Origin of the sequence: Methylobacterium platani (assembly GCF_001653715.1) — a bacterium.
GTDB classification, from domain to species: domain Bacteria; phylum Pseudomonadota; class Alphaproteobacteria; order Rhizobiales; family Beijerinckiaceae; genus Methylobacterium; species Methylobacterium platani.
On sequence record NZ_LWHQ01000010.1, the window covers coordinates 103,398 to 127,979 of the forward strand.

The following is a 24,582-nucleotide window of genomic DNA, read 5'->3' on the forward strand; positions in this document are numbered from 1 at the left end:
ATATCTTGATTGCCTCCCCGCCGGGGGGCTGCTATAGGCCCGGGCGAACCAGCAGCACCGGGGAGCCCGACCATGCCGAGCACGCAGGACTACATCGTCAAGGACATCGCCCTGGCCGATTTCGGCCGCAAGGAGATCGCGATCGCCGAGACCGAGATGCCCGGCCTGATGGCCGTGCGCGAGGAATACGCCGCGAGCCAGCCGCTGAAGGGCGCCAAGATCGCCGGCTCGCTCCACATGACGATCCAGACCGCGGTGCTGATCGAGACCCTGAAGGCTCTCGGCGCCGATCTGCGCTGGGTATCGTGCAACATCTACTCGACCCAGGACCACGCCGCCGCCGCGATCGCCGCCGCCGGCATCCCGGTCTTCGCCATCAAGGGCGAGACCCTGAAGGATTACTGGGACTACACCGCCAAGCTGTTCGAGTGGCATGACGGCGGCATGCCGAACATGATCCTCGACGACGGCGGCGACGCCACGATGTTCGTGCATCTCGGCCTGCGGGCCGAGCAGGGCGACACCGCCTTCCTCGACAAGCCGGGCTCGGAGGAGGAAGAGATCTTCTTCGCGCTCCTCAAGCGCATGCTGGCCGAGAAGCCGAAGGGCTGGTTCGCGGGTCTCGCCGAGTCGATCAAGGGCGTCTCGGAGGAGACCACCACCGGCGTGCACCGCCTGTACCTGCTCGCCAAGGAGGGCAAGCTCCTCTTCCCGGCGATCAACGTCAACGACGCGGTGACGAAGTCGAAGTTCGACAACCTCTACGGCTGCCGCGAGTCGCTGGTCGACGGCATCCGCCGCGGCACCGACGTGATGATGGCCGGCAAGGTCGCGATGGTGGCGGGCTTCGGCGACGTCGGCAAGGGCTCGGCCGCCAGCTTGCGCAACGCCGGCTGCCGCGTGCTGGTCTCCGAGGTCGACCCGATCTGCGCGCTCCAGGCCGCGATGGAGGGCTACGAGGTCACCACGATGGAGGACGCCGCCCCGCGCGCCGACATCTTCGTGACCGCGACCGGCAACAAGGACGTCATCACCCTCGACCACATGCGGGCGATGAAGGACCGGGCCATCGTCTGCAACATCGGCCACTTCGACAACGAGATCCAGGTCGCGGGTCTCAAGAACCTGAAGTGGCAGAACATCAAGCCGCAGGTCGACGAGATCGAGTTCGCCGACGGCCACCGCATCATCCTCCTGTCGGAGGGCCGGCTGGTGAACCTCGGCAACGCCATGGGCCACCCGTCCTTCGTGATGTCGGCCTCGTTCACCAACCAGACGCTGGCCCAGATCGAGCTCTGGACCAACCCGGGCAAGTACGAGAAGAGCGTCTTCACCCTGCCCAAGGCCCTCGACGAGAAGGTCGCGGCGCTGCATCTCGAGAAGATCGGCGTCAAGCTGACCAAGCTGCGCGAGGACCAGGCCGCCTATATCGGCGTCAAGCAGAACGGTCCGTTCAAGCCCGATCACTATCGGTACTGATCAGGGCCCAGTCACGCCGTGATGGGAGAGGGGAGCCCGGCCGCGAGGCCGGGCTCTTCTTTTTGCGTGCACGCTTCGACCCGGCGGTTGTACCGACCGCACAATGCCGATGTTCCGACTTTGTTCTGTCACAGGTGTGGCATTTCTGTGCTCTTGACGGTGCTCCGTGCGGGCGCCGCGGGCTTGCCCCCAATTCACCCCTTCCGGGCCGAATCCGCGCCGCGCTAAACTCGCCGTCGAATCTCTGGGGAGGGGAGGCGCCCGCGGTCGCGGGCGGCTCCCGGCGTTCATCGTGGCGTAGCGTTGAGGTGGCGAGGCGTGCCGGTCCGGTCGAGGAGCGGCGCGCCGGTTCGCGTGGAGACGGACGGATCATGGGGGTTGGACGAACGCCGCGACGGCTCGGCGGCCGCGCGGGCGCCGGCATCTTGGGTGGCGCACTCGGCCTCGCGGCCGCCGCCCAGGCGGCCGAGACCGCCCCGGGCCTGCACGCGCACAACGCCGTGGGCTTCGCGGTGCTGATCGGCCTGACGATCTTCGCCACGATCCTGTCGCTGATCTACCTGCGCGAGCGCGCCCGCTGGGCGCGGCGCGAGCACACCCTGAACGCGGAGCTCGCCGAGCTGCGCGGCGCCCACGACCGGGCCGAGCTGCTGCTCGGCTCCGAACCGCAGGTGGTGGTGACCTGGGATTCCCGCGGCGAGCCGCGGATCGAGGGCGATGTCGGCCTGACCGCGGACGGCGCCCGGCCGGGGGCCGCCCGGCGGGTGCTCGCCTTCGGGTCCTGGCTCGTGCCGCAGGACGCCGCCGCCCTCGACCTCGCGGTCGAATCCTTGCGCGGCCGCGGCGAGCGCTTCCGCCGCACCGTCCACACGCCCCAGGGCCGCACCATCGAGGCGCAGGGCCAGGCGGTGGGCGGCCAGGCGCTCCTGCGCCTGCGCGAGCTCACCGGCGAGCGCCAGGAGCTGATCGAGCTGCGCACCACCCTGGAGGAGGCCCGCCACGGCCTGTCGGCGCTCGCCGGCCTCCTCGACGCGATCCCGCAGCCGGTCTGGCGCCGCGGCCGCGACGGGCGGCTCGCCTGGGCCAATGCCGCCTACGTCGCGGCGGCGGAGGCCGGCGACGTCGCCCGCGCGGTGCGCGAGGGGGCGGAGCTTCTCGAACGCACGGCCCGCGAGGAGGCCGAGCGCCGCCGCTCCCGGGGCGGCAGCGGCCCGCTGCGGGTCTCCGCCGTGGTGGCGGGCGCGCGCCGCACCCTCGACGTCACCGAGGTCGGGACCGAGGCCGGCACCGTCGGCATCGCGGTCGACGTCTCGGAGCTCGAGAGCGTGCGCGCCGACCTGCAGCGCCAGATGGACGCCAACGTCCGCACCCTCGACCAGCTGCCCACGGCCGTCGCGATGTTCGACGCGCGCCAGCAGCTGATCTTCCACAACGCCGCCTACCGCCAGCTCTGGGACCTCGATCCCGCCTTCCTGGAGACCCGGCCCCTCGACGGCGAGATCCTCGACGCCCTGCGCAACGCCCGCAAGCTGCCCGAGCAGGCGGATTTCCGCACCTGGAAGTCCGGGGTGCTCGCCGCCTACCGGGCGGCGGAGGCGCAGGAGACCTGGTGGCACCTGCCGGACGGCCGGACCCTGCGCGTGCTGGCCGACCCGAACCCGCAAGGGGGGCTGACCTACCTGTTCGAGGACGTGTCCGAGCGGGTCCACCTCGAATCGCGCTACAACGTGCTGATGCAGGTGCAGAGCGAGACGCTCGACACCCTGCGCGAGCCGGTGGCGGTGTTCGGCACCGACGGGCGGCTGAAATTCGCCAACCGCGCCTTCACCCAGGTCTGGCGCATCGCCCCGGAGATGCTGGAGGTCCAGCCCCACATCGACCAGGTGATCGCGGTCTGCCGCACCTTGAGCCCGGCCGAGGAGCCGTGGACGCGGATCCGCGAGGCGGTGACGGGCCTCGTCGACGCCCGCCGCGGCCTCGCCTGCCGGCTCGCGCTCGCCGACGGCACCATGCTCGACTGCGCCGCCGAGCCGCTGCCGGACGGCGCGACGCTGCTCACCCACATCGACGTGACGGCGAGCGTCAACGTCGAGCGGGCGCTGACCGACAAGAACGAGGCGCTGGAGCGCACGACGCGGCTTCGCGACGAGTTCGTGCACCACGTCTCCTACGAGCTGCGCTCGCCGCTCACCAACATCATCGGCTTCACCGAGCTCCTCGGCGACGAGACCGTCGGGGCGCTGAACCCGCGCCAGCGCGAATACGCCGACCACATCATGCGCTCCTCGGCGGCGCTCCTCGTCATCATCAACGACATCCTCGACCTCGCCTCGATCGATGCCGGCTCGATGGAACTGACGCGCGAGCGGGTCGACGTGCAGGCCACCATCGCGGCGGCGGTGCGGGGCATCGGCGACCGCCTCGCCGAGGCCGACATCGCCCTCGTCCTCGACGTGCCGGCCGACATCGGCAGCTTCGTCGCCGACGGCAAGCGGATCCGCCAGATCCTGTTCAACCTGCTCTCCAACGCGGTCGGCTTCTCGGCCCCGGGCCAGCAGGTCCGGGTCTGCGCCCGCAAGGACGGCGAGAGCCTGGTGCTCGAGGTGATCGACCAGGGCCGCGGCATGCCGCCCGAGGTGATGGCGCGGGTGTTCGAGCGCTTCGAGAGCAACACGCTCGGCACCCGCCACCGCGGCGTGGGCCTCGGCCTGTCGATCGTGCGCTCCTTCGTCGAGCTGCATGGCGGGCGCATCGACATCGCCTCGTCGCCCGGGGCCGGCACCCGGGTCGCCTGCACCTTCCCGGTCGGCGACGGCGAGGCCCATCTGGCGGCGGCCGAGTAGCCGGCAGCGCGGCCGCCGCGTCCTGACCTTTCGTGCCGGCGGGTGACGGAAACGGGAAATTCCGGCACTCTGGCCGCGTCGTGTCGGGCGCTTCGTCGCAAGGCCCGGCGCGAGGCCCCGGCCCCGTCCGGGAAAGGTTAAGGTTCATGGGCTATCACGGGGCCCGACGCCCCTGACGGGCCCGTGAGCGAGGATGGCGGAGTGGACCAGGAGGGCATGGCCGAGCGCACACCCTGGGAGATCGTGCTGCCGGACGAGAGCGCGACCGAGGATCTCGGCCGCTTCCTCGCCGAGATCCTGCGGCCCGGCGACCTGGTGGCGCTCTCCGGCGGGCTCGGCGGCGGCAAGACGACGCTGGCCCGGGCGGTGATCCGCGAGATCGTCGGCGACCCGGATCTCGAGGTGCCGAGTCCGACCTTCACCCTCGTCCAGCCCTACGAGGGCCGGACCGGGCAGGCGGTCGTCCATGCCGACCTGTACCGCCTGCGCGGGCCCGACGAGCTGGTCGAGCTCGGCTTCGACGAGCTGACCGAGCGCGCGATCGCCCTCGTCGAGTGGCCCGACCGGCTGCCGCCGCGCCACGGCCCGACGCTCGCCATCGACCTCTCCCTCAAGCCCGAATTCGGCGACGACGCCCGCCTTGCCCGCCTGATCGGCGGCGGGGGCCTGGGCGGCCGGCTGATGCGCGCCCGGGCGCTGCGCGTCCTCCTCGACCGCTCCGGCTGGGGCGAGGCCGAGCGCTTCCACATGCAGGGCGACGCCTCGAGCCGGTCCTACGAGCGCCTGGTCAATCCGGACGGCGCCAAGGCGGTGCTGATGATCTCGCCGCCCAGGGCCGACGGGCCGCCGGTGCGGGACGGCAAGCCCTACAGCGCCATCGTGCACCTCGCCGAGAGCGTGCACGCCTTCGTGGCGCTCGATCGCGGCCTGCGGGCGCTCGGCCTCTCGGCGCCGAAGATCCTCGGCGAGGACCTGGAGGCGGGGATCCTGATCCTCGAGGATCTCGGCACCGAGCCGGTGGCCGACCAGAACGGGCCGCGGCCCGAGCGCTACGCCGAGGCCGTGAAGGTGCTGGCGCGCCTGCACGGCACGAGCCTGCCCTCCGTCCTGCCGGTGGCCGAGGGCCGCGACCACGTGCTGCCGCCCTACGACCGCGAGGCGCTGCTGTTCGAGGCCGAGCTCCTGCCCGAATGGTACGCACCCTACGTGGCCAATTCCCCGCTGCCGCCGGCGGCGCGGGCCGCCTTCGTCGCGGCCTGGAGCGAGGCGCTCGAGGGCCTCGAATCCGAGGCCCGGACCTGGACCCTGCGCGACTACCACTCGCCCAACCTGATCTGGCTGCCGGACCGCGACGGGATCGAGCGCATCGGCCTGATCGACTTCCAGGACGCGGTCCTGGGGCATCCGGCCTACGACGTCGCCTCGCTGCTGCAGGATGCCCGGGTCGACGCCAGCGCCGAGTTCGAGCTGCGCCTGCTCGGCCTCTACGCCCGCGAGCGGAAACTGCGCGACGCCGAGTTCGACATGCAGGGCTTCGCCCGCGCCTACGCGGTGCTGGCGGCGCAACGCGCCACCAAGATCCTCGGCATCTTCGCCCGCCTCGACCGGCGCGACGGCAAGCCGGGCTACCTCGCCCACCTGCCGCGCATCGAGGGATACCTCGCCCGCAACCTCGCCCACCCGGCGCTCGCCGGCGTGCGCGCCTGGTACGCCGAGCACCTGCCGCGCCTCTGCCCCACCGAGCCCTGATCGTTCCGACGAAACCCAGCCGCGATGACCGATTCCCCAAGCTCCGCCGTGATGCGTGCCTTCGTGCTGGCCGCGGGCCTCGGCAAGCGCATGCGCCCGATCACCGTCACCACCCCGAAGCCCCTGGTCGAGGTCGCCGGCAAGTCGCTCGTCGACTACGCCCTCGACCGGATCGCCGAGGCCGGGATCCCGGAGGCGGTGGTGAACGTGCACTACCTCGCCGACCTGATGGAGGCGCATCTGGTGCGCCGGCGCGCGGGCCCGCGCATCACGATCTCGGACGAGCGCGACCGGCTGCTCGAGACCGGCGGCGGCGTGAAGAAGGCGCTGCCGCTCCTCGGGGCCGCGCCGTTCATGGTGCTGAACTCCGATTCGTTCTGGCTCGAAGGCCCGCAGCCGAATCTCCGCCGCCTCGTCGCCGCCTGGGACCCGGAGCGGATGGACATGCTGCTGCTGCTCGCCTCCGCGGCGACCAGCCTCGGCTATGACGGCCCGGGCGACTTCCACATGGACAAGGAGGGCCGCCTGGCCCGCAGGGCCGAGCGAGAGGTCTCGCCCTTCGTCTATGCCGGCGTGGCGATCCTGAAGCCCGGGCTGTTCGCCGACACGCCGGAGGGCTCGTTCTCGCTCAACCTGCTGTTCGACCGCGCCATCGCGGCCGAACGCCTGTTCGGGCTTCGCCTCGACGGCCAGTGGCTCCATGTCGGTACGCCCGAGGCCCTGCGCGACGCCGAGGAGCGGGTGAAGGCCAGCGCGACGCAGCCGTGATCGGCTCTTCCCTCCCCACAAGGGGGAGGGGGCGCTCCTTCGTCAGTCGACACGCTCGCGCGGACCCCGCATGCTCCCCGGTTTCTCGCTTCATCCCCTCGACGACCTCGACGCGGTTCTGGCCCTCAACGCCGCCAACGCCGCCGAGACCTCGCACCTCGACGAACCGGCCCTGCGCGCCCTGATCGACCAGTCCTTCCTGGCTGCCGCCGTCACCGGCCCGGGCGGCCTCGCCGCCTTCCTGATCGCCCTCGACCAGGACGCCTCCTACGCCAGCCCGAATTTCCGCTGGTTCCAAGGCCGCTACCCGGGCTTCGTCTACGTCGACCGGATCGTCACGGCGCCGGCCGCGCGCGGCCGCGGGCTCGCCCGCGCGCTCTACGAGACCCTGTTCGCCCGGGCCGCGAGCGCGGGCCACGAGCGGATCGCCTGCGAGGTCAACCGCGTGCCGCCGAACCCGGGCTCCGACGCCTTCCACGCCGCCCTCGGCTTCCGGGAGGTCGGCACGGCCGCGATCCACCAGGGCACGAAGACCGTGCGCTACCTCCTGCGCGGGGTCGCGCGGTGAGCGGGGAGCACGTCTTCACCATCCCGCCGGGGGTACCCTTCCTCGATACGCTCGCCGAGGCGCTGCTGTCGGGCCGCCTCGTCGGCGACCTCGCCGGCGGGCCGTTCGGCCTTGCCGCGGTCACGCTCTACCTGCCGACCCGCCGCGCCGCCCGGGCGCTCGCGGCGATCCTGGCGCGGGAATGCGGCCCGGCGGCGCTCCTGCCCCGCATGGTGCCGCTCGGCGAGGCCGACGAGGCCGAGCTCGACCTGCTGTCGGCACCACCCGGCGAGCGCCGCGACGAGGTCCTGCGGCCGCCGATCCCCGCCCTCGAGCGCCGGCTGATCCTGGCGCGCCTGGTCCAGGCCTGGGCCGGCACCGTCGACCGCCAGCTCCTGCCGCTCGGCGACGAGGTACCGTTCCGGGTGCCGTCCTCCCCCGCCGACGCGATCGGCCTCGCCGCCGACCTGGAAGGGCTGATGGACAGCCTCACCGTCGAGGGCCTGCCCTGGGACGACATCGCCGGCGCCGTCGAGGCCGAGCATTCGCGCTACTTCTCGCTGACCCTCGACTTCGTGCGCATCGCCGCCGAGCACTGGCCGAAGATCCTGGCCGCGCGCGGCGTCGCCGACCCGGTCGAGCGCGGCCGTGCCCTGGTGCTGGCCGAGGCCGCGCGCCTCACCCGCGAGCGCCCGGCCGAGCCGGTGATCGTCGCCGGCTCGACCGGCTCGGTGCCGGCCACCGCCCGCCTCATCGCGGCGATCGCGCGATTGCCCCGCGGCGCCGTGGTGCTGCCGGGCCTCGACCGCGACCTCGACGCCGCCGGCTGGGCCGCGATCGACCCGGGCGGCGACGGCGAGGCGGCGGCGCACGCCCACCCGCAGGCGGTGCTCCACCGCCTGGTCGGCAAGGGATTCCTCGCCCTCGACCGGGCCGACATCGCCCCCCTCGGCAGCCCGGACGCCGCCGCGGCGGCCCGGGCGGCGCTGCTGTCGCAGGCCCTGCGCCCCGCCGAGACTACCGATGCCTGGGCCGATCTCGATCCGGCCGTCCGCCGGGCGCTCGCCCGCGACGGCGCCGCCGGGATCCGGGTGGTCGAGGCCGCCGACGAGCGCGAGGAGGCGCTGGCCATCGCGGTCGCCCTGCGCGAGGCGCTGGAGCGGCCCGGGCGGACGGCCGCCCTCATCACCCCGGACCGGGCGCTCGCGCTGCGGGTCGCCGCCGAGCTGCGCCGCTGGGACATCGTCGCCGACGATTCCGCCGGCGAGCCGCTCGCCCGCAGCCCGGCCGGGCGCCTGGCGCGGCTCGCCGCCGACGTCGCGGTGCTCGACGCCAAGCCCGAGCGGGTGCTGGCGCTCCTCGCCCACCCGCTGGTGCGCCTCGGCCTGACCCGGGCGGAGGTGGAGCGGGCGGCGAGCGCGCTGGAGATCGGGTGCTTGCGCGGTCCTGCCCCCGCCAAGGGGTTCTCGGGCATCGCCGAGGCTCTGAGCCTCGCCCGGACCGAGGACCGCCCGCGCGATCCGCGCCCGCGCCGGCGCCTCGGCGCCGAGGAGTGGGACGCGGCCGAGGACCTGCTGCTGCGCCTCTCGGTCGCCTTCCGCGACTTCGTCGCCGACGAGGACGACGCGCCCGACGACCTGATCGCCGTCGCGAAGCGCCATCGCGCCGCCTGCGACCTCCTGATGGCGGGCGCCGAGGAGGACGAGCCGGATGCCGATGCCGAGCCCGACGCCTCCGTGGCGGTGCTCGACGCGCTGTTCGACGACATGGAACTGGCCGAGCCGGGCCTGCTCGCCGGTCGCTTCTCGGACTATCCCGCCTTCTTCACCGCGCTCGCGCGCGAGCGGGTGGTGTCGCGGCGCAACGCCAGCCCGCACCCGCGGCTGCGCATCCTCGGCCTGCTCGAGGCGCGGCTCCTCTCCGTCGACCGGGTGGTGCTCGGCGGCCTCGACGAGGGGGTCTGGCCACCCAAGGCCGAGACCGACGCCTTCCTCAACCGGCCGATGCGCGGCCGCGTCGGCCTCGCCCCGCCGGAGCGGCGCCTCGGCCAGACCGCGCACGACTTCGTCCAGGCGCTGGGCTGCCCCGACGCGATCGTCACCCGGGCGCACAAGCGCGAGGGCGCGCCGACCGTGCCGTCGCGCTTCCTGCAGCGGCTGCGCGCCTTCTCGGGCGAGGAGAGGTGGGGGGAGCTCGTTCAGGGCGGGCAGCGCTTCCGGGCGCTCGCCGCCGCGATCGATGCCGGCACCGCCCCCGTGCCGCCGCGCCTGCGCCGCCCGGCGCCCCGGCCCGACCCGGCCCTGTTCCCGCGCTCGCTCAGCGTCACCGAGATCGAGACCCTGGTGCGCGATCCCTACGGGATCTTCGCCCGCCACGTGCTCGGCCTCGACGCCCTCGAACCGGTGGCGGTGCAGCCGAGCGCCAGCGACCGCGGCACCATCGTGCACGACGTGCTCGGCGGCTTCGCCGAGCGCTTTCCGGAAGCCCTGCCGGCCCTCGACGAGGCCGAGCAGGTCCTCTACGCGCTCGCCGCCAACGCCTTCGCGCCGATCTCGGACGCCTATCCGGAACTCTACGCCGAGTGGTGGCCGCGCTTCGTGCGCCTTGCCGAGGCGTTCCTGGCCTGGGAGGCCGAGCGCCGCCCCGGCCTGCGGCGCGTCGATGCCGAGACCGGCGGGCGCTGGGCCCTCGACATCCCGGGCGGCCACGTCCTGACGCTGCGCGCCCGCGCCGACCGGATCGAGACCCGCCGGGACGGCGGCCACACGATCATCGACTTCAAGACCGGCCAGCCGCCGAGCGCCCGCGAGGTCTTCGCCGGCTTCTCGCCTCAGCTGACGCTCGAGGCCGCGATGCTGCGCGCCGGCGCCTTCAAGGGCCTGCCGCCCACCGCCGGGACGCCGGACCTCCTCTACATCCGCGCCGGCGGCGGCAAGACGCCCCTCGACCCGGTCCCGCTCAAGGCGCCCCGCGGCGACGGGCGCGACCTGCCCGAGCTGGTCGAGGCCCATGTCGCGGGCCTGCGCCGGCTCGTCGGGGCGTTCATGGCCGGCGAGGCGTCCTACCTGTCGCGGCCCTACCCGAAATACGCCAAGGCCTACTCGGATTACGACCACCTGGCGCGGGTCAGGGAATGGTCGCTGATCGACGGGGAGGAGTGAGGGCGCGCGTGGGTTGAACCCTCGACGCAGGGCTGTCCGGGGAAAGGAAAAGGCGTGGGTTTCCCCTCTCCCCGCGGGCGGGGAGAGGCCTGAGCTCCGAAGGGGCTCAGGAAGCCCGCAGGGCGGGGGTGAGGGGGTGTTTCCGGAGGAGGCTCATCCGGAGACACCCCCTCACCTTCGCTCCGGCTGCGCCTACGCTTGCCGCGCCCCCGACAAGGGGGGCGCGGCCCTCCCCCCCCGCCCGCGGGGAGAGGGGGAAACCCGCGCTCGTCTCGTCTCGAACTTTTCCCCGGACAGCCTTGTGCAGGGAAGGGCAGGAGGGTTGATCCCGCGCCTCTTTCGGCGGGCGAGAGCGGAGGAATATCCCTGTGCCCCCGCCGCCACGCCCGGCGAAAACCCTGTGCACCACCCCCCGACAGCCCTTGAGGCAACGCTTCGTTCGGTGCGAGCCCGTCACTCTGGCGCGTGACCGGGAGGATCGATGGGCATCGAGGGTTTCGTCGTCGATGGGCTGACGCAGGAGGCGCAGCGGCGCGCGGCGGATCCGCGGGCCTCGGCCTGGGTGTCGGCCAATGCCGGGGCGGGCAAGACCAAGGTGCTCACCGACCGGGTGGTGCGCCTGCTGCTGCACGGCGCGGCCCCGGCCAAGATCCTCTGCCTCACCTTCACCAAGGCCGCCGCCGCCAACATGGCGATCCGGGTGTTCGAGCGGCTCGGCCGCTGGGTCACCCTCGACGAGGCGGCGCTCAGGGCCGAGCTGACCGCCCTCGAGGGCGAGGCACCGGACGGCGCCACCCTGCGCCGCGCCCGCCGGCTGTTCGCCCGGGCGGTCGAGACGCCGGGCGGGCTCAAGATCGAGACCCTGCACGCGCTCTGCGAGCGGCTGCTGCACCTCGTGCCGTTCGAGGCCAACGTCCCGGCCCGCTTCGTGGTGCTGGACGAGGCCCAGACCCGCGAGGCGATCGACCGGACGATCGACAACGTGCTCGCCGACGCGGTCGACGCGCATCACCCGGATCTGGCCGCGGCGCTGAGCCTGGTCGCCCCCGAGGCGGCGGGCGAAGCCCTGCGCCGGGCGATGGTGGCGGCGGTGCAGAACCGGAGCCTGACCGGCCATCCCGACGGGGTGCCGGCCCGCCTCGACGCCCTGCGCGACGCGCTCGGGCTCGCACCCGACGAGACCCTGCGGACGATCGAGGCGCGGATGCTCGACGGCGGGCCCGACCTCGCCGGCCTCGCGGCGGCCCTGCGCACCGGCAAGGCCACCGACGAGAAGCGCGCCGACGCGCTCGCGCTCGCGAGCGCGACCGACGGGCCGGCCCGGCTGACGCTCACGCTGGCGGCGTTCTTCAAGGACGAGGGCGAGGGCGACCCCTACGCCGCCGCCTCCCTCGGCACCAAGGCGGTGCCGGCGGCGGCGAAGGAGGCGCTGCTCGCCGAGCAGGCCCGGCTCGGCGCCTTGCGCGACCGCCTCAAGGCCGCCCGGGCGCATGCCCGCACCGAGGCCCTGTTCACGCTCGCCGCCGAGATCCACCGCCGGATGGAGGCGCAGAAGGCGCGCCTCGGCGCCCTCGACTTCGACGACCTGATCCACAAGACCCTCGATCTGCTGACCCGGGTCGATTCGGCCTGGGTGCTCTACAAGCTCGATCGCGGCGTCGACCACGTGCTGATCGACGAGGCGCAGGACACCAACCCGCAGCAATGGGAGATCCTGCGCCGGATCACCGAGGATTTCTGCGCCGGGGAGGGGGCCCGGGAGGCCGCGGGCGGGCTCGCCCGCACCCGCTTCGCCGTCGGCGACCCCAAGCAGTCGATCTACAGCTTCCAGGGCGCGGCGCCGGAAGAGTTCGAGACCACGCGGCGGGCCTGGCGGCGCGATGCGGAAGGCGCCGGCATGCCGTTCGCCGATGTCGGGCTCACCCTGTCGTTCCGCTCGGCCATCGGCGTGCTGCGGGCGGTCGACGCCACCTTCGGGATCGAGGACCATTACCGCGGCCTGTCCTTCGGCGACACCGCGATCGGCACCGTGCATTCCACCGCGCGTGTCCGAGCGCCGGGCCAAATCGAGCTGTGGCCGGTCGAGCGCCCGAGCGCCGAGGAGGAGCCCGACGCCTGGACCCACCCGGTCGATGCGATCGAGGCGGGCGCACCCGCCCTCGTCACGGCGCGCCGGGTGGCGCGGGCGGTGCGGCTCTGGACGACGCAAGGCGACGAATCCGGCCGGGTCTGGCGGCCCGGCGAGGTCCTGATCCTGGTGCGCAAGCGCTCCGCCGCCTTCGAGGGCGTGATCCGGGCGCTCAAGGCCGAGGGCGTGCCGGTCGCCGGCCAGGACCGCCTCGATATCGCCGCCCACATCGCCGTCCTCGACCTCGTGGCGGCCGGGCGCGCCGCGCTCCTGCCGCAGGACGACCTGACCCTCGCCACCGCGTTGAAGACGCCGCTCGTCGGCCTGAGCGACGACGACCTCGTCGGCATCGCGGCGGGCCGCGACCCGGCCGAATCGCTCGTCGCGGCGCTGCGCCGCCGCGCGGAGGCGGGCGACCCGGCGGCGGAGCGCGGCGCCGCGTCCCTCGACCACTGGATCGACCTCGCCCGGATGCACGGACCGTTCGGCTTCTACGCCGAGCTGCTCGGGCCGTGCGGCGGCCGGGCGCTGCTGGTCCAGCGCCTCGGCGGCGAGGCGGGCGACGCGATCGACGTGTTCCTGACCGCCGCCGCCCAGGCCGAGGCCGGGCCCGACGCGCCCTCGCTGACCGGCTTCCTGTCCCGCTACGCCCCGAGCGGCGGGCGCGACGCCGGCGGCCACACGGTGAAGCGCGACCTCGATTCCGCCCGCGACGAGGTGCGGGTGATGACGGTGCACGGCGCCAAGGGGCTGGAGGCGCCGCTGGTGCTGGTGCTCGACGGCTGCGACGCGCTCGGCCGCGACCCGGCCCTGATCCCGATGCGGCTGACGGACGGCAGCACCGTGCCGGTCTGGTCGAGCGCCAAGGCCTATGATTCTCCGGCGATCGCGGCCGCCCGCGACGCGCTCCACGCCAAGGCCGGCGAGGAGCACAACCGCCTGCTCTACGTCGCCATGACCCGGGCCAAGGACCGGCTGGTGATCGCGCCGTATTCCGGCAACGACAAGGAGACCCCGGCCGCGGCCTGGTGCGAGATGATCCGCCGCGGCCTGGTGAAGGAATTCGGCGGCGTCGAGATCGCCGAGATGCCCTACGGCCCGTCGGAGAGCTGGCGCGAGGGCGCCGCCCTGCCCGAGGCGCCCTCGGCGCCCGAGGGCGTCTCGGAGCCCGAATCCGTCCCGGACTGGCTGCACCGGGCGGTGACGCCGGAGGCCGAGCCGCTGCCGCCGCTCCGCCCCTCCGGCCTCGGCGCCGCCGACGAGCCGCGTCGCTCGGACGCCCGCTCGAGCGACCCGGCGGCGCGCCGCCGCGGCGTGCTGGTCCACGCCCTGCTGGAGCACCTGCCGAGCCTCGCGCCCGAGCGGCGCGCCGCCGCCGCGGAGGCGCTCGTCGCCGCCCGCGCGCCCGGCCTCGACCCGGACAGCCGCGCGACCATCGCCGCGGAGGCCCTGCGCCTCCTCGCCGATCCCGACCTCGCGGTGCTGTTCGGGCCGCAAGGACGGGCCGAGGTGACGCTCGCCGGCAGCCTTTCGGTCGACGGGGTGATGCGCCCGGTGCATGGCCGGGTCGACCGGATCGCGGTGACGGACGAGGCGGTCTGGCTCGTCGACTTCAAGACCGGCCGCCCGCCCCGCGACGGCGCCCCGACGCCGCGGGGGCAGGCGGGGCAGGTCGCGCTCTACGCCCGCCTCCTCGAAACGATCTATCCCGGCCGCACGCTCCACCCGCTCCTGGTCTGGACCGCCGGGCCGGTGCTGCGCCGCCTGAGCCCGGAGGAGTGCGCCGCCGCCCTCGTCACGCTGGCGTGACCTCGCGTGTGTTCGCACACGAGCAATGCGGGGACGGCTTGACCGTTGCGCTTGATCGGCCCCGGTGCGGTTCTTAACTTCCCCCTCACGCGGGCCGGTCCGCGCCGTCGGCCGGCTTCATGACGAAAAGGATTTCCAGCGATGGCAACCGTGAAGGTGACCGACGCGAGCTTCGCGCAGGACGTGCTGCAATCGGCCGAGCCCGTGGTGGTGGATTTCTGGGCCGAGTGGTGCGGCCCGTGCCGCGCGATCGGCCCGGCGCTCGAGGAGATCTCGACCGAGATGAACGGCCGGGTGAAGATCGCCAAGGTCAACGTCGACGAGAACCCGGGCATCGCCTCCCAGTACGGCATCCGGTCGATCCCGACCCTGATGATCTTCAAGGACGGCCAGCTCGCCGATCAGGTGGTCGGTGCCAAGCCGAAGGGCGAGCTGTCGCGCTGGATCCAGGCCAAGGCCTGATCGGTGCAAGCCGTGTGATCGGCGAGGAGCTCGGCCGTGAGGCCGGGCTTTCTTGTTTGGAGATGTCGACGGCATCGTCCATCGCCGTCCGGACCGGCCGGATGGACCTCACGCCCGCCGCAGCAATTGCAGCGTGCTGCCCGGCCCGTAGGACACCCAGATCGCCGCGCAGGCCCCCTGCCGGTCGCGCTTGAGCCGCGTGTCGAGCTCGTCGAGGGCGGCCTGGAGACGGACGGAGCGGGTCTTCTGGAAGAAGTCGGCGTGGTTGAGCTGCGTCCGGGACGAGAAGGCCCGGAAACGGTCGGCATCGATCCGGATGCCGTCGCAGGTCCGGCTGGCGAGATCCGCCTCGAGGCCCGAGAGCAGGACCGGATCCTGGGGCGTCGCCTGCTCCCGGTGCGGCTGGGCCGTGAAGCCGAAAGCGATCCAGGCGACGAGGGCGATGGAGGATCCGAGGGAGGAGCGCAGGAACATAGGCGTGCTCGCGACGCGCGGGTGACGTGTCTGCCCCGAGAACCGGGGATCGCCGGCCCGGTTCCTGCCGGCTCAGCGCTCACCCGCCCGCCATGTGCGCGGGCGCACGCCCGCCGCCTCAGAGCGGGTCGCGATCGATCCAGGCCGGATCCATCGCGGCGATCTCCTCCGCCGCCTCGAACGGCGCCGGCCCGGGGGGCTCGCCACGGATCAGGGTCTCGGCCTCGCCGTGGTCGACGTCGCGCATCTGCTCGGCCAGCAGCGCGAGATAGCTCGCCGCGGCGGAGGTGCCGAACAGCTCGGCGAAGCGCGCGTGGGCGACCGCCGTCATGGTCTCGACCACCGCCGCCGGCGGGCTGCCGGCCTCGACGGCATTGTCGAACACCGCCCGCCAGGCGCGGGACAGGCGTTCGCGCAGGTCGAACGTGTCGTCCAGCGTCTCGCCCGACCGGTCCTCGCAATCGGCATTCTCGTCCACGGGCGGCCTTTCCGGGCCGGGAGCGGCCGCCCCGGATTATGGGCCGGGCGGCCGGCGGTTTCCAGGCGGCCGGGCGGCGGAGGGGGTGCATCCGGACGGATCCGGTGCGATACCGCGCCCGCGGTGCGAGAGCCGCAGGGAGACGCACATGAAACTCTACGGCACCAGCCTGTCGCCGTTCGTCCGCAAGGTGCTCGTCGTCCTCGCCGAGAAGGGGATCGAGGCCGAGCACGTGCCGCTGCGCTTCCACGATCCCGATCCGGGCTTCCAGGCCGCGAGCCCCCTCGGCAAGATCCCGGCCCTGGAGGACGGGGAGTTCCGGCTCGCCGATTCCTCGGCGATCATCCACTACCTGGAGCGCAAGCACCCGGCGCCGGCGCTGCTGCCGAGCGGGGCGCAGGATGCCGGCCGGGCGGTGTGGTTCGACAAGTTCGGCGACGGGGAGCTGTTCCCGGTGCTGATCAAGCCGTTCGTGCAGCGGTTCTTCCTGCCGCGCCTGATGAACAAGCCCGGCGACGAGGCGGTGGTGGCCAAGTGCATGGCCGAGGAGCTGCCGCGGCTGTTCGACTACCTCGAGGGGGTGATCGACGGGCCCTACCTCGTCGGCGGCGCGTTCGGCCTGGCCGACGTCTCGGTCGTGACGACCTTCCACAACCTGCACGTCGCCGGCGAGGCGGTCGATGCCGGGCGCTGGCCGAAGCTGGCGGCCTACGTCAAGGGCATCCTGGAGCGCCCGTCGTTCCAGGCCGCGATCGCGGCCCGGAAGAGCTGAGCAGGGTCGAGGGGGCGGGCGACCGTCCCCTCGTCCAGCGTCCCGATGCCCTCAGCGCCCTTTGGCGCTGCGGCGGTAGAAGCCGTCGACCTGGGACTGGGCCTCGGCCCGGTCGCGCTCGTTGGCGGCGGCCATCGCCTGCTCCTGCAGGGCGACGATCCACTGGTCCTTCGGCCCCTCGGCCGCGTCGCGGGCGAGCGTCAGCCAGGCCAGCCCCCGGGCGCGCTGCACGGTCACGCCCTGGCCGTTGATCAGGAGCTGGCCGAGCAGTGCCTGCGCCGCCGGGTGCCCCTTCTCGGCGGCGAGGTTGAACCAGCGCGCCGCCTGGCGCGGATCCTGGGTCACGCCGGTGCCGTCGAGGTAGAGCCGGGCGAGGTTGTACTGCGCGTTCGGGTCGCCGTAATAGGTCGCGGCGTAGTTGAACATGTCGTAGGCGCGCTCGACGTTCGCGCGGACGTAGGAGCCCTTGATCCCGTCGAGGAAGTAGCGGCCGAGCGCCGTGAAGGCGCTCGCCACCACGCCGGCATTCGGCGCCTCCGGGCCCTCGTCGGCGTTCTCGTCGGCGATCTTCGAGAAGAACTCGAACGCCTTGAGGTCGTCGTGCGGGACGCCGTCGCCCTCCGCGTACATGCGGCCGAGCTTCCACAGCGCCAGGGCGTGGCCCTGGCCGGCGGCGTATTCGAGGGCGCGGGCGGCGCCCTCCTTGTCGCCGGCATTGTAGTCGCGCATGCCCGTCCGCATCGCCTCGCGGGCGTTGCGGTAGCCCACGGCTGCGGGCACCGGGGTCCGGACCGCGGCGTCGAGCGCAGCGGTCGGTCCCGCCCCGGCCATCGTCAGACCGAGGAGCGCGAGGAGGAACCGGCGGCCCGCCCGGGAGGGCAGGCCGGCCTCAGATATCCGCATAGGAGAGCGTCTCCTGGGCCCCGCCCGGATGCGTGACTGCGCCGGTCACCGCCGGGCCGACGGTCTGCGCGTACTTCCACAGGTAGCCCGAGGTCGAATCGTTGGCCCGCGGCTGCCAGGCCGCGCGGCGCTGGGCCAGCTCCTCGTCCGAGAGGTCGACCGAGAGCGTGCCCTGGATCGCATCGATGCGGATCAGGTCCCCGTCTTGCAGAAGGCCGATCGGCCCGCCCACCGCGGCCTCGGGCCCGACATGGCCGATGCAGAAGCCGCGGGTGGCGCCCGAGAAGCGCCCGTCGGTGATGAGCGCCACCTTGTCGCCCATGCCCTGGCCGTAGAGGGCGGCGGTGGTCGCCAGCATCTCGCGCATGCCGGGGCCGCCGCGCGGTCCCTCGTAGCGGATCACCAGGACCTCGCCCTCCTTGTAGGTACGGTTCTTCACCGCCTCGAAGCAGGCCTCCTCGTTGTCGAAGACCCGGGCCGGGCCGGCGAAGCTCTGCTTCTCCGGCGGCATGCCGGCGACCTTCACGATCGCGCCCTCGGGGGCGAGGTTGCCCTTGAGGCCGACCACGCCGCCGGTCGCGGTGATCGGCTGGCTCGAGGGGCGCACCACGTCCTGGTTCGCGTTCCAGGCCACCTTGGCGAGGTTCTCGGCGATGGTGCGGCCGGTCACCGTCAGGCAGTCGCCGTGCAGGTAGCCGCCGTCGAGGAGCGTCTTCATCAGCAGCGGGATGCCGCCGACCTCGAACAGGTCCTTGGCGACGTAGCGCCCGCCGGGCTTCAGGTCGGCGATGTAGGGCGTGCGCTTGAAGATCTCGGCGACGTCGAACAGGTCGAAGCTGATCCCGCATTCATGCGCGATCGCCGGGAGGTGGAGCGCCGCGTTGGTCGAGCCGCCCGACGCCGCCACCACGGTGGCGGCGTTCTCGAGCGCCTTCCGGGTGACGATGTCGCGCGGGCGGATGTTCTTGGCGAGCAGCTCCATCACCATCTCGCCGGCGGTGGCGCAGAACCGGTCGCGGATCTCGTAGGGAGCCGGGGCGCCGGCCGAGTAGGGCAGCGCGAGGCCGATCGCCTCGGAGACGGTCGCCATGGTGTTGGCGGTGAACTGCGCGCCGCAGGCGCCGGCCGACGGGCAGGCGACCTGCTCGAGCTCCTCGAGGTCGTCGTCGCTCATCGCGCCGACCGAGTGCTTGCCGACCGCCTCGAACAGGTCCTGGATGGTGACCGGCTGGCCCCGGAAGGTGCCGGGCAGGATCGAGCCGCCGTAGATGAAGACGGAGGGCACGTTGAGGCGCACCATCGCCATCATCATGCCGGGCAGGGACTTGTCGCAGCCGGCGAGGCCCACGAGGGCGTCGTAGGCGTGGCCGCGCATGGTCAGCTCGACCGAATCGGCGATGACCTCGCGGGACGGCAGCGAGGCGCGCATGCCGCGGTGCCCCATGGCGATGCCGTCGGTGACCGTGATGGTGCAGAACTCGCGCGGGGTGCCGCCGGCCGAGGCCACGCCCTTCTTCACGGCCTGGGCCTGGCGCATCAGCGAGATGTTGCAGGGCGCCGCCTCGTTCCAGCACGACGCCACGCCGATCAGCGGCTGGTGGATCTGCTCGCGGGTCAGGCCCATGGCGTACAGGTACGACCGGTGCGGGGCGCGGTCCGGACCCTCGGTCACGTAGCGGCTGGGCAGCTTCGATTTGTCGGTGGTGTGACGCGCGTCCATGGCCCTGTCCCGTACCCGTGGTTTCTTGAAAGGCCGGTTTTTCCCCGGTCCCGCTCCCTGCACCGCCCTGGGACGGCTCACGCGAAACGAACCCGTCTCCGGGTCAATCCGCCAGCGCCGCCCGCGATCCCCGGGAACACCGGAACACCACGATAAATCACTGTGGGGACAGTCGTTTAACGTAGCCGTTGAGGTGCCGTCGGTTTATGGCGGGAACGCGGCGGAGCAAAGTGCGGTCTGGGGCAAACCTGGGATGCTTTCGGGGTGTTGCGACCTCGCCACAGCTAAGCTTGCGGCCAAGTGCTGACGGCAGGTGAGCGATGCCTTCCGGCGGGTGGGCTCTACCTGACGCGCGTTTGTGCCCGGCGTGAGGCGACGCGAAGGAAATCCAAGGACATGGACATCCGGATCGGCCGGGATCCTGCCCGATTCCGATCGCTGGCGTGACGAAGCCTGGGGGTATTGTCCCCCCGGACCGTATTCGGAAGCCGGCGCCGGCTTATCCCGCGCACGACCTCGGGCGGGATCGCGGTCGATACGGCCTGTTCTCGCCGGGACCCGTCGCGGATACCGAACAAGTCTTTCCTCGTCGACATCCCGATCACGCCGAGCGCGGCGCCGCCACCCTTTGGCGCAGGCCCGCGATCACCGCCCGGAGCGTCCCGATCTCGGCCTCCGGCGCGTCGGTGCGGGCGTAGATACGGTCGTGCACGAAGGAGAGCTTGCCGATCGTCGCCGGCGTCATCCGGAACGGGTACAGGTCCGGCTGGCCCATGCTGCGGTTGAGCGAGTTCATCGCGAAGGTGAGCGGCAGCCAGGCCTCGATCAGCCGGCCGAAATCCGGGCTGCGATAGGGGTCGAAATCGACCTTGGCCGAGAGCTGGATCAGCCCGGCCTGGGCCTGGAGCTTGGGCTGCACCCGCAGGCCGAACTGGCTCGCGGTCTCGAGCGTGTCGACGATGTGCATGTAGTGCGCCCAGGTCTCGGCGAAGTCCTCCCACGGATGCGAGGTCGCGTAGGCCGAGACGTAGGTCTCCTGCCAGCCCTCGTTCGGGCCGTGGGCGTAGTGGCGCTGGAGCGCGGCGCCGTAATCGGCGCGCTCGTCGCCGAACACCGTCCGGAACGCATCGAGGCAGGGATCGGCCCGGACCAGCACGTTCCAGAAGTAGTGCCCGATCTCGTGGCGGAAGTGCCCAAGGAGCGTGCGGTAATGCTCGCCGAACTGCGTGCGCCGGCGCTCGCGCTCGACGTCGTCGGCCTCGGCGATGTTGAGGGTGATGAGGCCGTTGTCGTGCCCGGTCAGCACCGGCGGGCCGATGAGGTAGGATTCGGCCGGGTCGACCAGGAAGTCGAAGGCGAGGCCGGCCGGGTCGTCGCGCCGCGAGGCCAGCGGCAGGCGCAGGCGCAGCATGGCGTAGAACAGCCGGCGCTTGGCCGCCTCGACCTCGCGCCAGCGGGTCTGGTTCCAGGCGATCGACAGGTCCGGCACCACCCGGTTGTGGCTGCAGGCGAGGCAGAAGGTCTCCGGCGAGCCGGCGGGAACCAGCCAGTTGCAGCCGCCCGATTCGCGGTTGGCGCAGGGACGGTAGGTCCGGGCCGTATCCGCGAGCCCGCGCCAGTGCGGGCCGGCGCGCAGCATCGCCGTCATGTCGGCGATCTCCGGATCGTAGCCGAGCCGGCACTCGCAGCTCTCGCAGGCATCGGCCTCGAAATGGGCCGGCTGCGCGCAGGCCTGGCACTGGAAGATCTTCATCGGGCGTCCGGGCAGGCGCCCCGGGGACGGAAGGCGGGACCTGCCTGCACCAAGGGGCAATCCCCGCCCACGGTTCCGTCGGGAGCGGCACGGGACTTGCCTCAATTTTTCGCCCGCTCCCCGCGACGAGGCCCCGCGATGACGCAGAGTGAGAGACGGGATCGCGGTTCACGGGTCCGACGCGGCGGCTGACGCCGGCCCGGCCAAGGTGTAGAACCGGCCGAACGCGCGCGGACGGCGCGGCGGGCTCACCCCTCATCCAGCAGAAGGTTCGGAGTCGTCGTGTCGATCAAGGCCGCCCTGCACCACGTCACGTCCTACACCTACGACCGGCCGATCGCCCTCGGGCCCCAGGTCATCCGGCTGCGCCCCGCGCCGCACACGCGCACCCGGATCGAGAGCTACGCCCTCAAGGTCACGCCGGCCAACCACTTCGTGAACTGGCAGCAGGATCCCAGCGGCAACTGGCTCGCCCGGCTGGTCTTTCCCGAGAAGACGACGCAGTTCCGGATCGAGGTCGACCTCGTCGCCGACCTGTCGGTGATCAACCCGTTCGACTTCTTCGTCGAGGACTACGCCCAGACCCGGCCCTTCGCCTATCCGGACGACCTGAAGGCCGAGCTGGGCCCCTATCTCGCCGTCGAGGCCGGGGGACCGGAGATCGACGCCCTGATGGCGCGGCTGCCGGCCGAGCCGAACACGGTGCAGTTCCTGGTGGCGCTCAACGCGCTCGTGCGCGACACGGTGGCCTACGTCGTGCGGATGGAGCCGGGGGTGCAGACCCCGGCCGAGACGCTCACGAAGGGCAGCGGCTCCTGCCGCGACTCGGCCTGGCTGCTGGTGCAGGTTCTGCGGCGCCTCGGCCTCGCCGCCCGCTTCGTCTCCGGCTACCTGCTCCAGATGGTGCCCGACACCACCGCCGTCGACGGGCCGGCCGGCACCACGACCGACTTCACCGATCTCCACGCCTGGGCCGAGGTCTACGTGCCGGGCGCCGGCTGGATCGGGCTCGACGCGACCTCGGGGCTTCTCTGCGGCGAGGGCCACATCCCGCTCGCCGCCACCCCGCATTACCGCTCGGCGGCGCCGATCGCCGGCCTCGCCGAGCCGGCCGAGGTCGCGTTCGACTTCACCATGCAGGTCACCCGCGTCGCCGAGGCCCCGCGGGTGACGAAGCCGTTCTCCGACGAGGCCTGGGCCGCCCTCGACGCGCTGGGCGAGCGCATCGACCGCGACCTCGCCGACCAGGACGTGCGCCTGACGATGGGCGGCGAGCCGACCTTCGTGTCGGTCGACGATTTCGAGTCGCCCGAATGGAACGCCGCCGCGGTCGGGCCGACGAAGCGGGGCCTCGCCGACCAGCTGATCCGGCGGCTGCGCGAGCGCTTCGGCCCCGGCGGCTTCCTGCATTACGGCCAGGGCAAGTGGTATCCGGGCGAGAGCCTGCCGCGCTGGGCCTTCGCCCTCTACTGGCGCAAGGACGGCGAGCCGGTCTGGCGCGATCCCGCCCTCGTCGCCTCGGAGACCGGCCCGCGCGACGCCGGGATCAAGGAGGCCGAGGCGCTGATCCGCGGCCTCGCCCGGCGGCTCGGCCTCGCGCCCTACGTCCAGCCGCTCTACGAGGACCCGGATTACTGGGAGCGCAAGGCCGCCGAGCTGCCGGTCAACGTCACCCCCCTCGACCCGAAGGTCGGCGACGAGGAATCGCAGCGGCGGATGGCCCGGGTCTACACCCGCGGGCTCGGGACGGCGGCGGCCTACGTCCTGCCGCTCGCCAACATCGCGGTCGGGGCCGACCGGCACTGGGTCTCGGAGGCCTGGCAGCTCAAGCGCGGCGCGATCTACCTGGTGCCGGGCGATTCCCCGGCGGGGTTCCGCCTGCCGCTCGCCTCGCTGCCCTACGTGCCGCCGAGCTCCTACCCGTACTACGCGCCCCAGGACCCCCTGGAGCCGCGCGGTCCCCTCGGCACCGCCGCCGGCGCCAAGCCGGGCCGCAAGCCCGCACCGGTCGGCGTCGCGGTGCGCACCGCGCTCGCGATCGAGCCGCGGGACGGGGTGCTGTGCGTGTTCATGCCGCCGATCGAGCGGGTCGACGAGTACCTCGCGCTCCTCTCGGTCCTGGAGGCGGCGGCGGCCGAGATCGGCCAGCCGCTCCACGTCGAGGGCTACGAGCCGCCCTACGACCCGCGCCTGTCGGTGATCAAGGTCACGCCCGATCCCGGCGTCATCGAGGTCAACGTCCAGCCGGCCAAAACCTGGCGCGAGGCGGTCGAGATCACCAGCGGCCTCTATCAGGATGCCCGCCAGACCCGGCTCGGCGCGCAGAAGTTCATGATCGACGGGCGCCATACCGGCACCGGGGGCGGCAACCACGTCGTGCTCGGCGGGTCGACCCCGGCCGATTCGCCGTTCCTGCGCCGGCCCGACCTCTTGAAGAGCCTGGTGCTCTACTGGCAGCGCCACCCGTCGCTGTCCTACCTGTTCTCGGGCCTCTATGTCGGCCCGACCAGCCAGGCACCGCGGATGGACGAGGCGCGGCACGACGGGCTCTACGAGCTCGAGATCGCGCTCGCACAGGTGCCGCCGCCGGGCGGGCCCGAGCTGCCGCTCTGGCTCGTCGACCGCCTGTTCCGCAACATCCTCACCGACGTCACCGGCAACACCCACCGGTCCGAGATCTGCATCGACAAGCTGTTCTCGCCCGACGGCCCGACCGGGCGGCTCGGCCTGCTGGAATTCCGCTCGTTCGAGATGCCGCCCGAATCGCGGATGAGCCTCGCCCAGCAGGTGCTGCTGCGCGCCCTCGTCGCCTGGCTGTGGCGCGAGCCGCAAGGCGGCAGCTTCGTGCGCTGGGGCACGGCGCTCCACGACCGCTTCATGCTGCCCCACTTCCTGTGGGAGGATTTCCAGTCCGTGCTCGGCGATCTCGGCCGCGCCGGCTACGCCTTCGATCCGGCCTGGTACGAGGCGCAAGGAGAGTTCCGCTTCCCGCGCTACGGCGAGGTCGAGCGCGGCGGCGTGAAGCTCGAGCTGCGCCAGGCGCTGGAGCCCTGGCACGTACTCGGCGAGGAGGGCGCCATCGGCGGCACGGTGCGCTACGTCGATTCGTCGGTGGAGCGGCTGCAGGTCAAGGTGTCGGGGTTCGTGCCGAGCCGGCACGTCGTCACCTGCAACGGGCGGCGCCTGCCGATGACCGATACCGGCCGCTCGGGCGAGGCGGTGGCGGGCCTGCGCTTCAAGGCCTGGCAGCCGGCCTCGTCGATGCATCCGACCCTGCCGGTCCACGCGCCGCTGACCTTCGACGTGCTCGATACCTGGAGCGGCCGGTCGCTCGGCGGCTGCGTCTACCACGTCGCCCATCCGGGCGGGCGCAACTACGAGACCTTCCCGGTCAACACCTACGAGGCGGAGGGGCGCCGCCTCGCCCGCTTCCAGGAGAACGGCCACACCCCGGGCCGGGTGGGCGTGCCGCCGGAGGAGCCGCGGCGCGAGTTCCCGCTCACCCTCGACCTGCGCACGCCCGCGCCCCGGTGATC

15 protein-coding genes are annotated in these 24,582 nt (G+C 72.9%); 10 read left to right on the forward strand and 5 right to left on the reverse strand.

The annotated features are described in order from the left end of the window. Positions 1–72 precede the first annotated feature (72 nt). From ahcY to trxA, 8 genes are all read left to right on the forward strand, one after another. Positions 73–1,479 carry an adenosylhomocysteinase gene (ahcY, locus tag A5481_RS05140; protein WP_048437559.1) on the forward strand — a complete coding sequence of 469 codons (1,407 nt, stop codon included), beginning with the start codon at positions 73–75 and terminating at the stop codon, positions 1,477–1,479. 371 nt (positions 1,480–1,850) lie between these two features. Beyond that, complete coding sequence (locus A5481_RS05145) at positions 1,851–4,322, forward strand: sensor histidine kinase (protein ID WP_048437558.1); 2,472 nt, start codon at positions 1,851–1,853, stop codon at positions 4,320–4,322. A 216-nt stretch (positions 4,323–4,538) separates the two neighbouring features. After that, complete coding sequence (gene tsaE / locus A5481_RS05150) at positions 4,539–6,071, forward strand: tRNA (adenosine(37)-N6)-threonylcarbamoyltransferase complex ATPase subunit type 1 TsaE (protein ID WP_197514145.1); 1,533 nt, start codon at positions 4,539–4,541, stop codon at positions 6,069–6,071. Positions 6,072–6,095: 24 nt separating this feature from the next. Further along, positions 6,096–6,839: a nucleotidyltransferase family protein gene (locus tag A5481_RS05155; RefSeq protein ID WP_048437556.1), complete on the forward strand. Its 744-nt coding sequence runs from the start codon at positions 6,096–6,098 to the stop codon at positions 6,837–6,839. Between the two features lie 70 nt (positions 6,840–6,909). After that, complete coding sequence (locus A5481_RS05160; protein ID WP_048437555.1) at positions 6,910–7,407, forward strand: GNAT family N-acetyltransferase; 498 nt, start codon at positions 6,910–6,912, stop codon at positions 7,405–7,407. Beyond that, complete coding sequence (gene addB, locus A5481_RS05165) at positions 7,404–10,547, forward strand: double-strand break repair protein AddB (RefSeq protein WP_048437554.1); 3,144 nt, start codon at positions 7,404–7,406, stop codon at positions 10,545–10,547. The genes A5481_RS05160 and addB overlap by 4 nt, the downstream gene beginning before the upstream one ends. 481 nt (positions 10,548–11,028) lie before the next feature. Next, a complete protein-coding gene (gene addA, locus A5481_RS05170; protein WP_048435379.1) occupies positions 11,029–14,484 on the forward strand; it encodes a double-strand break repair helicase AddA in 3,456 nt (1,151 codons plus the stop codon). Between the two features lie 141 nt (positions 14,485–14,625). Continuing rightward, complete coding sequence (gene trxA, locus A5481_RS05175) at positions 14,626–14,946, forward strand: thioredoxin (protein WP_048435378.1); 321 nt, start codon at positions 14,626–14,628, stop codon at positions 14,944–14,946. 108 nt (positions 14,947–15,054) lie between these two features. Here trxA and A5481_RS05180 read toward each other — a convergent pair whose 3' ends face one another. Then, the gene (locus A5481_RS05180; protein WP_053082462.1) at positions 15,055–15,420 is read right to left on the reverse strand and encodes a hypothetical protein; all 366 of its coding nucleotides are present in this window, start codon (positions 15,418–15,420) and stop codon (positions 15,055–15,057) included. A 118-nt stretch (positions 15,421–15,538) separates the two neighbouring features. Next, positions 15,539–15,898, reverse strand: coding sequence for a hypothetical protein (locus A5481_RS05185; protein ID WP_245238990.1), 360 nt, complete (start codon positions 15,896–15,898; stop codon positions 15,539–15,541). A 148-nt stretch (positions 15,899–16,046) separates the two neighbouring features. Between A5481_RS05185 and A5481_RS05190 the strand changes: the two genes are divergently transcribed. Beyond that, complete coding sequence (locus tag A5481_RS05190) at positions 16,047–16,670, forward strand: glutathione S-transferase family protein (RefSeq protein WP_048435377.1); 624 nt, start codon at positions 16,047–16,049, stop codon at positions 16,668–16,670. Between the two features lie 51 nt (positions 16,671–16,721). On the opposite strand, the gene A5481_RS05195 is transcribed toward A5481_RS05190, so the two are convergent. From A5481_RS05195 to A5481_RS05205, 3 genes are all read right to left on the reverse strand, one after another. Then, the gene (locus A5481_RS05195) at positions 16,722–17,573 is read right to left on the reverse strand and encodes a tetratricopeptide repeat protein (protein WP_048435376.1); all 852 of its coding nucleotides are present in this window, start codon (positions 17,571–17,573) and stop codon (positions 16,722–16,724) included. Further along, on the reverse strand, positions 17,560–19,293 hold the full coding sequence (ilvD, locus tag A5481_RS05200; RefSeq protein ID WP_048435375.1) for a dihydroxy-acid dehydratase: 1,734 nt from the start codon (positions 19,291–19,293) through the stop codon (positions 17,560–17,562). Before ilvD ends, A5481_RS05195 begins: the two co-directional genes overlap by 14 nt. Positions 19,294–19,894: 601 nt before the next feature. Then, entirely contained in the window at positions 19,895–21,046 is a 1,152-nt protein-coding gene (locus A5481_RS05205) for a zinc-binding metallopeptidase family protein (protein WP_048435374.1), read from the reverse strand. A 282-nt stretch (positions 21,047–21,328) separates the two neighbouring features. On the opposite strand from A5481_RS05205, the gene A5481_RS05210 reads away from it, so the two are divergent. Then, on the forward strand, positions 21,329–24,580 hold the full coding sequence (locus A5481_RS05210; protein ID WP_048435373.1) for a transglutaminase family protein: 3,252 nt from the start codon (positions 21,329–21,331) through the stop codon (positions 24,578–24,580). The last annotated feature ends 2 nt before the right edge of the window (positions 24,581–24,582 follow it).

Coding starts and splice junctions, on each gene's coding strand:
- ilvD (WP_048435375.1), bottom strand. CDS start 19,293: ATGGACGCGCGTCACACCACCGACAAATCGAAGCTGCCCAGCCGCTAC.
- ahcY (WP_048437559.1), top strand. CDS start 73: ATGCCGAGCACGCAGGACTACATCGTCAAGGACATCGCCCTGGCCGAT.
- A5481_RS05160 (WP_048437555.1), top strand. CDS start 6,910: ATGCTCCCCGGTTTCTCGCTTCATCCCCTCGACGACCTCGACGCGGTT.
- tsaE (WP_197514145.1), top strand. CDS start 4,539: ATGGCCGAGCGCACACCCTGGGAGATCGTGCTGCCGGACGAGAGCGCG.
- addA (WP_048435379.1), top strand. CDS start 11,029: ATGGGCATCGAGGGTTTCGTCGTCGATGGGCTGACGCAGGAGGCGCAG.
- A5481_RS05145 (WP_048437558.1), top strand. CDS start 1,851: ATGGGGGTTGGACGAACGCCGCGACGGCTCGGCGGCCGCGCGGGCGCC.
- trxA (WP_048435378.1), top strand. CDS start 14,626: ATGGCAACCGTGAAGGTGACCGACGCGAGCTTCGCGCAGGACGTGCTG.
- A5481_RS05190 (WP_048435377.1), top strand. CDS start 16,047: ATGAAACTCTACGGCACCAGCCTGTCGCCGTTCGTCCGCAAGGTGCTC.
- A5481_RS05205 (WP_048435374.1), bottom strand. CDS start 21,046: ATGAAGATCTTCCAGTGCCAGGCCTGCGCGCAGCCGGCCCATTTCGAG.
- A5481_RS05180 (WP_053082462.1), bottom strand. CDS start 15,420: ATGTTCCTGCGCTCCTCCCTCGGATCCTCCATCGCCCTCGTCGCCTGG.
- A5481_RS05155 (WP_048437556.1), top strand. CDS start 6,096: ATGACCGATTCCCCAAGCTCCGCCGTGATGCGTGCCTTCGTGCTGGCC.
- A5481_RS05195 (WP_048435376.1), bottom strand. CDS start 17,573: ATGCGGATATCTGAGGCCGGCCTGCCCTCCCGGGCGGGCCGCCGGTTC.